Source organism: Paenibacillus sp. AR247, assembly GCF_002968895.1.
GTDB classification, from domain to species: Bacteria; Bacillota; Bacilli; order Paenibacillales; family Paenibacillaceae; genus Paenibacillus_AQ; species Paenibacillus_AQ favisporus.
Map to the genome: position 1 here is coordinate 123,761 of NZ_PCZT01000025.1, position 9,976 is coordinate 133,736.

Consider the following 9,976-nt stretch of genomic DNA (forward strand, 5'->3'; position numbering starts at 1 on the left):
CTCGCCTAGTCCAATTTCATGGATCATCTCAAAAATCTCTCTGTCGTCGGTTTCTGATAAAGCTTTCAGTTCAATCTTCACTGACATCACCCGCTCACCAATAAATACTTGTATAAAAAACAAGCCCTTACGTTGCCTGAGCTTGTTGTCATTCCAATCATGCTCCTAAACTTGATGATCGATTAACTCTTTTATGAAGTAGTAATACTTATTTCCTAGAGGTGCGTTCTCGATCACAGCCATTTCTTTATATCCGTACTTCTTATAGAACTCGGGAGCCTGAAAGCTGAAGGTGTTCAATTTTATGAAAGTACACTGCTTTGAGCGTGCAATTTCTTCCGCTTCCTCCAGTAACATTTTCCCATGTCCGCTTCCACGATGCTCATCATCTACCCACAAAATATCAATTTCCATCCAGTTCCAGCATATCACACTGTTTAAGCCGGCTATGATGTGTTCCTCTTCATCCTTTATGCAAAGGTTCACTTCTTCATAAATGCCATTGGGAACTTGCTTGGAGTTAAATCAATCAATTTATTTCTTACGTAATTCGCTTCATCGACTGTTCCTCTTCGTATTTTGGAGATTTCGGGCATCGTATCCTCCTATTGGGTTCGTATCGTTAAACTGCGGTTGGAACCAGGACGTCTACTATAAAGGCACAGCGCAAGGAATCTCAGAAATCCCTCTCGCCGTCGATTAATTGTAATTTTAATTCGCTAACTTCTCCTAAGCTTTTTATTGTAAGTGTGTATTCCTTGTCTAGGCCTTCTTTTTAAACAATTTCTGATTAAATTCCGAAGAGACCTGAAAGCTTCTCACTCCCTGAAGTTTTTGGGGATACTGACTTTCCATGTTCACTCCATTTCATTTTTGCTGAAATACACGGCAATTCCATCCTGTGACGTATGATTAGATTTTTCTGAGCTGCAGCCGCCAACTAAGAAAGACAACATCAAACAGAACATGATCAGCTTCTTCACTTTAGAGAATAACCCGCCTTCATTCGCTCCATGATCGGATGGCCTTCTTTCAATTGAAGCAAGTCCCACAGGTTCCCATACAGGTCTTTAAAGACGGCGACCATTCCATAGGACTGCTCTTTCGGCTCCCTCACAAATTCGATCCCTTTGGCGATCATATCGTTGTAATCTCTCCAGAAATCATCCGTATTCAGAAATAAAAACACTCTTCCGCCGGACTGATTGCCGATGAATGCTTCCTGTTCGGGTTTCGATGCCCTTGCGAGCAAAATGGTCGTACCTGCCGAGCCTGGAGGAGCAACTACGACCCAGCGCTTATCCTGTTCCGGCTGATACGTATCCTCAACTAACGTAAAATGAAGCTTCTTCGTATAAAAATCGATAGCTTCATCGTAATCCTTAACGACTAGCGCGATATGAACGATGGATTGAATCATATCCTCTTCTCCTCCGATATTTTGTAACGTCCCATGAAACATTGAATTCATTTTATACGGATTCCTAAAATTTACAAGTTTTTTCCTTAAAACATCCTTATTTATCCGGAACGCCTCTGTCTATTCGAACGACCACCTTGCCTATCGCTCGACCTTGGCCGAAATACTCAAAAGCCTTGGCCGCGTCCCCCAACGAATAAACCCGATCAATGACAGGCTTGACTTGACCCGTTTCGACCAAAGACCTCCAGATCAACTGGTCCTCATGGTTCGGCTTATGGATCAGCAATCCCAAGTTCTTTTTTTGAAGCCTGGCCGTCCATGGTGCAGTCAATAATGTCTGAAAAATACGCGGAAAGGGACCACCCACCATGACATAAGTGCCGCCCTGTTGGAGTGCGCGCTGGATCGCAAATACGGATCGGTTTCCGACCACATCGAGGATCAGATCATACCGCTTATCACCTGCAGTAAAATCTTCATTCATATAATCCACAACATGATCCGCCCCTACGGAAAGCAGCGTTTCCAGCTTCTCGGCCCGATCTACGCCGGTTACCACTGCCCCATGCAGCTTGGCGTATTGAATCCCGAACGTGCCTACACCGCCGCCGGCTCCATTGATGAGAACGTGACAGCCTTTCGCTAGCTTTCCTTTATCGCGCAGTCCTTGCAAGGCCAGAACCGCTGCTTGAGGAATGGCTGCCGCCTGCTCGAAGCTCGCTCCTTCCGGCTTCGGCGTCAGTGCTTTTTCGTCAGCGCAGACGTACTCTGCAAACCCTCCCCAGCCGCAGCCGGAAATATCCCCGAACACTTCGTCGCCGGGACGAAACCGCTTGGCGGCCGCCCCCACAGTAATAACCCTTCCTGCAATGTCTGCACCTAAAATGCGATAACGGGGCTTCCGCATCCCACCAATCCGGTTCACAAACGGTTTTCCGCGCAGGAGATCCCAGTCCCAGGAATTTACGGATGCGGCGTGGACCGCGATCAACACTTCATGTTCCTTGGGCTTAGGGATTTCCACCTCTTCGATCCGAAGAACATCCGGCTGTCCGTAGGTTTCATAGACAAGCGCCCTCATCGTACCTGTTCCTAAACTTGCTTGATGCTCTTTCGTCTCGCTCCCGGTCTTCATGGCCGACACCATCCTACCTTCAAATTAGGGTTAAACGCTAAGGCGAGCTAGGCAGCTCTTCGAAAGCAGAAGAGATCAGCTCCTTTTTAAAATGCCTAAATATGCACTCCACGGCCCAACGTCAGCCCGGTATCTCTCCGCCATCACCCGAACCATTTGCGCCATATGCGTAAAATCATGAACAACCCATGCAGAGAGCAGCTCCCTTAACTTCACAACACCGAATTCCGGATGCAGACCGGTCTTTTCCAGATCGAGAGGATTGACGACTGCCCTCAGTTTGGATATATTCGCCATTCTAATGGTATGGAACTCTGATAATGCCTCTTCAACGGTTCTCTCAGACGTGTCTTTCAAGTGGGCATAGCGGTCGAATGTGGGAAACGGATTATTTTCCCCTTCCGCAAGAATGGAATCCATCCGCGGGATCCAGTTATGCTTCTCCGCTTCTACGAGGTGCTCAACGACTTCAAGCGGGTTCCATGTTCCTTCCCCTTCATTGCTATGCAGCCATCCCTCGGATAGACCGGATAAGAAGCGCTCCAAGGTTTGCGGCGTGCGCCCCAATATTTCGAGGGCTTCATTCAAATGGAAGTTCATATCAACACTCCTTTCTTGGTAAAAGCTCATCTTCAAAAATGCTTCCACCAGATCCCCGCACATTCCGGAACCGATGTCCACTGATTCTGGAGGATCCGATCAACGAGTTCTGGTCCGAAGAAAAACTCCGTATGATGAATGGCTTCTTCGATACTCCCAAAGTCATAATCGGTTCTGATCCATTGATGTTCAAATCCGTATTTGGCTTGAAGTAATGCATAATACGGCTGCAAAAATTCAGGGGGATGCGGCGTCTCATATCCCGTTCCCATCGTTTCAAAAATAATGACCGTTCCCTTCGGCCTTAACACCCGCTGCAGCTCGGCCATGATTTGTTCCAGATTCTGTTCCCAATGAGTATCCGACGTATCGGCCAGGTAACAAATACTCCACCCCGAAACAACCAGGTCAACGCTCTGATCGGGTATGGGCAGCTGCCGATGGTCCGACACCACGGTTTTCCAATTCAGCGGACCGTTCATCCTCTGCAGCTTGCTCTCCAAGATGTTCAGCATCGGGCGGGAGATATCCGTGCAGATCAGAGATTTTGCCTCAGGCGCAATCACCGTCGATAATCGCCCCGCCCCTGCGCCTAAATCCAGCACGTCCACATTTTTGAAAACTCTGATTGTATTGATGATGTCATATAAATCAGGCTGACGGCTGACCATGGCGTCATACATGTTGGAGTGATGCGTATAGATAGGATCCTGGGTTGACATTTAATAACTCCTTAAAAGTAATGGGTGATGGGGCAAGTACGTAAAATGTTCCTACGATCGCTCTTGTTTTCGGATTTCTTGATGGTATAGGGCCCACTTAAGGTAGAAATCCGAAAGCCAAATACGAACGCTTCGCTTCTTCGGAATCCTTTTACTCCCTTGCCTGCATCCTATTCTTTAGTTCAATTTATTTAGATTTGTGACCCATGAATGATTTCAACATAAAATCTCGATCAGAGCTTGAAAAGTTTCGCTGTGCCCCTTACTCATCCGGCTCCTCCCACTCCTCATCCAGCACCAATGCGCCACGTTCATTCCGTATGAATGCCGTCCCTGGCGGCGAGTGAAGAAAAGGGATGATGTCTGGATCGTAATTACATATGGTGTTCACCAGATAAATGGCATGGTTATCGGCATTGTCCATATATTCTTCGTCTTCGTCACCGGCCATGAACCGCCATCCGCTGTCCGGATATGGGCTACCCGAGACTTCTTCCCGATACATAAATCCGACCTTGCAGCCATCCACCGTGATTCGGTCGCTGGCAATACACCCTTCATTCGAGTCGATTAACTGTACGATCTGATCCGCTGACAAAAAATACTCCTTTTTATTCTGATAGTTCAACATCGTCACTCCTGTTGCTAAATCATGATTTCCAATCTCTAAAATACGCTAGTATTTGAAAAGATTGATGCATCGCTTTCGAATTGATCTTTTCAAAATAAATGGGCTTTAATACAGGATCGAAGCACATCAAAACCATGGTTAATCCAATAATGAAAACGGAACTTCCCCAAGCAAGCTGAGCCCTTCGTATCCAAAAAATATTACCGGAAATCCACACTAGAGCGAGGAATAAGCAGCTTCCAATGATGAGATAGGCAGGCACATACCCCTCCATACACCAATAAAAAAGGCTGTACCAGTACATCCACACGAGGAGCATCAGCATATTATATGGAACTAGCGCTAATCTCTTTATCATTTTTGCAATCACCCTTTTGCAAATCTTTCAGGCAAAGGTTATGCCTTCGGATAGTCACTCCATAATTCGATGATGTTCCCATCCGGATCATAAAATCCAAAAGACTTCCCCTGGTAATTCGAAATCCGTCTGACTTCAATCCCATGATCCATCAGCCATTGCCTGGCTTGATCAATATCGGGAACGACAAAACCATACGCAGCTTGCGGACCATTGGAATACGTCATCTGTGAGTTTACCGCTTCTTCACTTACGATCAGCATGATCCGAATTCCCGTTGTTGACCTCATTTCCACGTACAAAGGATCTTCAAACGCAGTTTCAAAATGAAGATATTTGGCATACCATTCTACAGAGCGTTCCAGATTCGTTACAGGGATATAAATGTATCCACTCAACAATTCCATTAAACAACGCCCTCCTCTCTGGAAATGGGTTAACTCCTTACAAAATCCTCTTTCAATTCGTCCTGTGGATCCCATATGGACCAAGCGGCCTCCAGCAGATTCCCCTCATGATCTCTAAAGTAAAAATATTTAGCTTCTCCAGCTCCCAGAGTCTGCAAATCTTCGACCATCAGCCCCTTGTCCTTCATGAATTGATGGGTGTACTCAATGTCCGGACAGTTTATCGCCATGATCGGAAAAGGCTTGCCGTTCCTCATAATTTCAAGCGGCTGCTTGTTTTCTGTTTCAATGAGCAGCAAAGCAATCGAATGTTGATGAGGATGGTGCAGCACGGCAATATAAGACCCACGGTCCTGAAACTTATTCATTAACTTGAAATCCAAGTTTTCCGTGTACCACGCAATAGATTCATCAATACGGGTTGTCGGCACATATACGTAGCCAATACGGGAGAAAGCAAAGGTTGGACTCATTGGGCACACTCCTTCGTTTGGATGGTTTTTAGTCTCTATTTGGGTTTGAAGAATAATCAAAAAAGTGATTAAAAATCCCGAAGGCTTTTATTTCAAAATCTATATTTCCTTCAGAATACTTATCCTTTACTTGCATATAAATCCCCGCGTGCATAATATATCTCGAATTCCTCATACCTCCTTAGACTCTTAGAACATTTCTCTCCACCAGCTGCTTTGCCTTGAATTCACTTTTCTTTATACCACTTTCGAAGCAGATTGATATGCGCCTGATGATAGCGGTTATGGTCGGCCATATGCCATATCCCCCAGCGTATCGTTGCCTGCTTCTCATTTTCATGTCCAAAAGAAACGGTTTTCTCAAGATCTGCATCGGTTAGCTGCGTACATGCCTCTTTCAACATGCATAATACACCGTTATATTGAGTCATAAGTGTATTCAAAGATACTCCGTGGACCATCGGAAGCCTGCCATGCTCATCGATCATGGGGCCGTACTGCTTTTGAAGCGACTGTGGAAGTGGGAGCACCCTTATTCTATAAACCCAGTTCAGATCAACATACATGAGGTGCCTGATTAACTGAGCTGTGCTGTTAAACTTGTTATCGGGCCCCTTGTAATCCACCTCTTCTTGCGGCATACCGTTTGTGATGGATTGTAGTCGTTGGATGTTCTCTTTTACCGCGGAATATAAGGTTCCCACCATTGGAGCCATGTTGGCCCCACCTTTTAAATCGTAAAGCATCCTGGCTCCTCCTTGACGATACTGTCTTCTTCGATTCCGTTGATGACATCCCTTACTTCCCATAGGTCCCTACAGATAAAGTCTGGTTCAGCGCCATCTGGCTTCTTCTTATTTAAACGATTTAACCATACGGTTCTAATGCCTACATCGCTTGCCCCACCAACATCACTCGTAAAAGAATCTCCAATATGTATAACTTCATCAGCGGATAAGTTATGTCTCCTTAATGCTTCTAGAAACATTTCAGGTCTTGGCTTATAGGATTTCATATCTTCACTTGTAATGATGTCATTTACCTCGATGCCATGATATTGGGTAGCAGCCAGTACATCAGATGAATCAATGTTCGATAAGATTAAGACGGGGTAATTTTTGAATTCATTCAGAAAAGGAAGGGTATCCTCATATATAGCAGGCTGTCTCCAGTGTTCAAATTGGCTTTGGATGATCGAATGCGCATCGCATTTCGCCTTGTATTTTGTAATCGTGTTGGTTAATGAAAGAAGCCCAAGTTCTCGTTGGGACCGAAAAGTTTCTCCATAACTGTTTTTAAACATTGTAGAAAACTCTTTCCACCAATGCCTTCCGATATCGCTGATTTCACAACTTTCACTAGCATTCTCTTTAATTTCTTGACAGATGTTTGGAATAATATCGTCATCTTCATGAACCAACGTTCCATAAAAATCAAGAAAGATTGCCTTTACTTTCATTACCTCAGTCCCTTCGCATAATCGCTCTATTCTCTATTCCAATCTCATGTTAGTGTAGTAAGGTTTAAACCCGGCTTTCTCCCAAAACCTCTTCCCTGTTGGGTTTGTTTCCAATACATCAATGATTATAGTTTGAATATCCTTAAATCGCTGCTCTTTCAACAATCTTACGCCAGCCATACCGTAACCGTGATTTCGTTCGTTTCTGCTTATAAAATACTGTCTTACATACACTTCCTTTATCTTCTCATCAAATGGATTCGTGCCAAATTGATAGAGAGCATATCCAATGATTCTGTCCTGGATACACAATAAATCAATATTCCAACCCGTTCTCAACCAGTTGAGCATACGCTCCTTTAGTTCATCCCGATTCATTGGATTCGTACTGCCTTCGTCTTCAATTAATTTTTTATTCATACTTACGATCAAATCGATTTCTTTTTCTTCCGCACTTCTTATCGTTAAGTTCATGAGATTACTCCTTGTGAACTGTCATCGCATCCATGTATAATGCTGTCTTCATTTCTGTTCCTTATAGTGAATTTCAATACGGTCATTCTTTAAAATCATTTCATTTTTCATGAGTACAATCGCAAATAAGGAATCTTCTACTAAAGTTTTGTTCTTTCCATCGCTTTCTCCTCTTATCAAACTCTCCATATTTATGAAATAACCCAGCCATAGAACACTCTTATTCTAGGCTGGGTCGTTTGTTGTCTGGAGCTTTTTCCATGATTATACATGTAGATGACCAATAGGAGATAGCCCCCTGGCGACTGAAATCTCTTCAGCCTATTATTCTTGTCTTGCATTTCTCATACGGATCATGGAAAAGTTGACGCTGGACTTCAATATTTGTTCTCGCAGGGGCTGTAACGATGGAGTGATCCTTAGCTCTATACCCTCACTCAGAATCGCAGTTATCAAATCGTCGATTCTCTCTACTTCCATCGGTATAACCGGACGTCTTGATACATAGTATCCCGCATTCTCTTCTTCCAACTCGAAATCAGCCGCATCAAAAGTGTAACGATAGATAGAACCCTTTTTTACCCGTTCATACCACCCGGTCTCAATGGCTATCATCCGGCTAGTTTTCGACATCCCAAAAAAACGTTCATTATCCATATCACTTGTATCATCCTTTGGCCAAATGCAGACTCTGGGGCATGGTCGTGGAAAATAATAATGCGACGCATGGTACTCATCGATCGTCCAGACTTTCGCATCGGTTTGATCGTATATGGTCCGAGGTTCAAAAACTTGGATGCCGGGTTCTTCGCTAAAATGAAACAGCTTCATATGTATTCCCCCTTCAATGCGCTACTTCCAAGAACCCCCTTACCTCCTGCAACACAGGTTCCCAATTAAATTCCGTATTATTTATCGTTAATTTATCGATTTTCAAATGATCCATGATGTCTAATTCATATTCCTTGCGTACCTTCAGCACCTCACAAAGGCCATCCACACCGTGATATCCCTTTGCCTTACCGAATCCCTGCTCTGTGAAATACCACGTAATATGGCGCAGCCAATCATCCGATCGTTCCTGAGTGACTCTGCTGATGGTTGACCTTATATCGTCTTGATAAAAGTAAATGATTTTAGGATGTAAAGGTTGAATAATCGTTTCTAATCTCTTTAAAAAATCATTAATCACTTGTTGTGACTGATTGAACCGCCCGAACATCATAGTCAGCGGATTCTGCAAAAAGCAGCATTCTAATATGACGGTTCCTTCCGCTTTTTGAGTATCGCTAACGAACTCTTCCCATCTTTCAATGACAAGCTCTTGATATCGATCCAACGATCCATTGTATACATCTAATCCGGCTAACTCATCGATGAGGCTTTTATATTGGTCGATAGGTATTTGTTGCTGTAACTTGCCGTAGTAAATTAACCGGTATTGCCTTACCGTCTGAGTGAATTGATTTATTATATCGCCCAATTCAGGGTACTTATTTTTCAACACTTCATACTCTTTAAAGTCCAAACAAGCCACGGACTCATAATCCGCCGGATGATTTAGATCCCCTTCCATGTACAAGTGATTGTCTTTGTCGTGAGCATCCAAGTCGACACCGATATGCATAACGTTCTCCCTTCATTTTTTAGTTAATTCCTCGAATCTGTCATTTCCCGCTCCAATGTTACTCTTAATTCTTGAGCTTCCTTATCATCCATATTTAAAATCATATATTTGTCCAAATACAATAATGCCTGGTTATAGTCCTTTGTCGATACATAGATCTGAGTAATATTCCAGTAAGCATCACTTTCATTTGGATCAAGCGCAATGACCTTCTGAAAATACCCGATTGCCTCAACATATTTACCTTGGCGAGAGACTACAATTCCTTGATTTAGTAAGGTTTCCGGTTGATTCGCATCGATATCTAAGGATTTGTTATATGCTTCCTCTGCTTTGAATAGGTCGTCACATTTTTCATAGTAAATCCCAAGATAGTAATAAACATCTTCATGTTCAGGATTTATTTGTAGTGCATCATCTAAGCACTTCTTTGCTTCAATTAGGTTTCCCTGCTTTATGAAAACCCTGCTCTTATTCATGTAAGGTCTTTCCCAATGTGGGGCTCTGCCTATCACTTTATCAAACCAACCTAATGCTTGCTCAAAGTTCCCCAATTGCAATTCACAGCAGCCCAGGTAGTTGATGCTTGAGTTCAATTCAAGCTGTTTAGCGATACACTCTCTAAAAATGTCAGCTGCCTCTCGGTATCTACCTTCAAAATATAATT

The 9,976-nt window shown here is 43.6% G+C and carries 13 protein-coding genes and 1 pseudogene; all 14 read right to left on the reverse strand.

Annotation, left to right across the window (positions count from 1 at the left end; translation table 11 throughout):
- Window positions 1-165: 165 nt before the first annotated feature.
- Window positions 166-596 (reverse strand): annotated as a pseudogene (locus CPT76_RS33320) (GNAT family N-acetyltransferase).
- Window positions 597-979: 383 nt separating this feature from the next.
- Window positions 980-1,420: a VOC family protein gene (locus CPT76_RS33325; protein ID WP_105445951.1), complete on the reverse strand. Its 441-nt coding sequence runs from the start codon at window positions 1,418-1,420 to the stop codon at window positions 980-982.
- A 97-nt stretch (window positions 1,421-1,517) separates the two neighbouring features.
- Window positions 1,518-2,558 carry an NAD(P)-dependent alcohol dehydrogenase gene (locus CPT76_RS33330; protein ID WP_258169042.1) on the reverse strand — a complete coding sequence of 347 codons (1,041 nt, stop codon included), beginning with the start codon at window positions 2,556-2,558 and terminating at the stop codon, window positions 1,518-1,520.
- Between the two features lie 75 nt (window positions 2,559-2,633).
- Complete coding sequence (locus CPT76_RS33335) at window positions 2,634-3,158, reverse strand: DinB family protein (protein WP_105446066.1); 525 nt, start codon at window positions 3,156-3,158, stop codon at window positions 2,634-2,636.
- A gap of 32 nt (window positions 3,159-3,190) precedes the next feature.
- Entirely contained in the window at window positions 3,191-3,880 is a 690-nt protein-coding gene (locus CPT76_RS33340) for a class I SAM-dependent methyltransferase (protein WP_105445952.1), read from the reverse strand.
- Window positions 3,881-4,142: 262 nt separating this feature from the next.
- Entirely contained in the window at window positions 4,143-4,508 is a 366-nt protein-coding gene (locus CPT76_RS33345) for a DUF2185 domain-containing protein (RefSeq protein WP_219845490.1), read from the reverse strand.
- A gap of 399 nt (window positions 4,509-4,907) precedes the next feature.
- On the reverse strand, window positions 4,908-5,276 hold the full coding sequence (locus tag CPT76_RS33355; RefSeq protein WP_181153220.1) for a VOC family protein: 369 nt from the start codon (window positions 5,274-5,276) through the stop codon (window positions 4,908-4,910).
- A 29-nt stretch (window positions 5,277-5,305) separates the two neighbouring features.
- Window positions 5,306-5,749: a VOC family protein gene (locus tag CPT76_RS33360; RefSeq protein ID WP_105445956.1), complete on the reverse strand. Its 444-nt coding sequence runs from the start codon at window positions 5,747-5,749 to the stop codon at window positions 5,306-5,308.
- A gap of 227 nt (window positions 5,750-5,976) precedes the next feature.
- Window positions 5,977-6,495: a DinB family protein gene (locus tag CPT76_RS33365; RefSeq protein ID WP_105445957.1), complete on the reverse strand. Its 519-nt coding sequence runs from the start codon at window positions 6,493-6,495 to the stop codon at window positions 5,977-5,979.
- Window positions 6,480-7,208 (reverse strand): HAD family hydrolase, encoded by a 729-nt coding sequence (locus CPT76_RS33370; RefSeq protein WP_105445958.1) that lies wholly within the window; start codon window positions 7,206-7,208, stop codon window positions 6,480-6,482. Before CPT76_RS33370 ends, CPT76_RS33365 begins: the two co-directional genes overlap by 16 nt.
- Window positions 7,209-7,241: 33 nt before the next feature.
- Window positions 7,242-7,682 carry a GNAT family N-acetyltransferase gene (locus tag CPT76_RS33375; protein WP_105445959.1) on the reverse strand — a complete coding sequence of 147 codons (441 nt, stop codon included), beginning with the start codon at window positions 7,680-7,682 and terminating at the stop codon, window positions 7,242-7,244.
- A gap of 324 nt (window positions 7,683-8,006) precedes the next feature.
- Window positions 8,007-8,513, reverse strand: a complete 507-nt coding sequence (locus CPT76_RS33380; RefSeq protein ID WP_105445960.1) for a DUF6886 family protein — start codon at window positions 8,511-8,513, stop codon at window positions 8,007-8,009.
- A gap of 13 nt (window positions 8,514-8,526) precedes the next feature.
- Window positions 8,527-9,309 carry a P-loop NTPase family protein gene (locus CPT76_RS33385; RefSeq protein ID WP_105445961.1) on the reverse strand — a complete coding sequence of 261 codons (783 nt, stop codon included), beginning with the start codon at window positions 9,307-9,309 and terminating at the stop codon, window positions 8,527-8,529.
- Window positions 9,310-9,332: 23 nt separating this feature from the next.
- Window positions 9,333-9,976 (reverse strand): tetratricopeptide repeat protein (locus CPT76_RS33390; protein ID WP_105445962.1); only part of this gene is annotated, 644 nt, incomplete at its 5' end.

Coding starts and splice junctions, on each gene's coding strand:
- CPT76_RS33375 (WP_105445959.1), bottom strand. CDS start 7,682: ATGAACTTAACGATAAGAAGTGCGGAAGAAAAAGAAATCGATTTGATC.
- CPT76_RS33355 (WP_181153220.1), bottom strand. CDS start 5,276: ATGGAATTGTTGAGTGGATACATTTATATCCCTGTAACGAATCTGGAA.
- CPT76_RS33325 (WP_105445951.1), bottom strand. CDS start 1,420: ATGATTCAATCCATCGTTCATATCGCGCTAGTCGTTAAGGATTACGAT.
- CPT76_RS33360 (WP_105445956.1), bottom strand. CDS start 5,749: ATGAGTCCAACCTTTGCTTTCTCCCGTATTGGCTACGTATATGTGCCG.
- CPT76_RS33365 (WP_105445957.1), bottom strand. CDS start 6,495: ATGCTTTACGATTTAAAAGGTGGGGCCAACATGGCTCCAATGGTGGGA.
- CPT76_RS33380 (WP_105445960.1), bottom strand. CDS start 8,513: ATGAAGCTGTTTCATTTTAGCGAAGAACCCGGCATCCAAGTTTTTGAA.
- CPT76_RS33335 (WP_105446066.1), bottom strand. CDS start 3,158: ATGAACTTCCATTTGAATGAAGCCCTCGAAATATTGGGGCGCACGCCG.
- CPT76_RS33370 (WP_105445958.1), bottom strand. CDS start 7,208: ATGAAAGTAAAGGCAATCTTTCTTGATTTTTATGGAACGTTGGTTCAT.
- CPT76_RS33330 (WP_258169042.1), bottom strand. CDS start 2,558: ATGAAGACCGGGAGCGAGACGAAAGAGCATCAAGCAAGTTTAGGAACA.
- CPT76_RS33340 (WP_105445952.1), bottom strand. CDS start 3,880: ATGTCAACCCAGGATCCTATCTATACGCATCACTCCAACATGTATGAC.
- CPT76_RS33385 (WP_105445961.1), bottom strand. CDS start 9,309: ATGCATATCGGTGTCGACTTGGATGCTCACGACAAAGACAATCACTTG.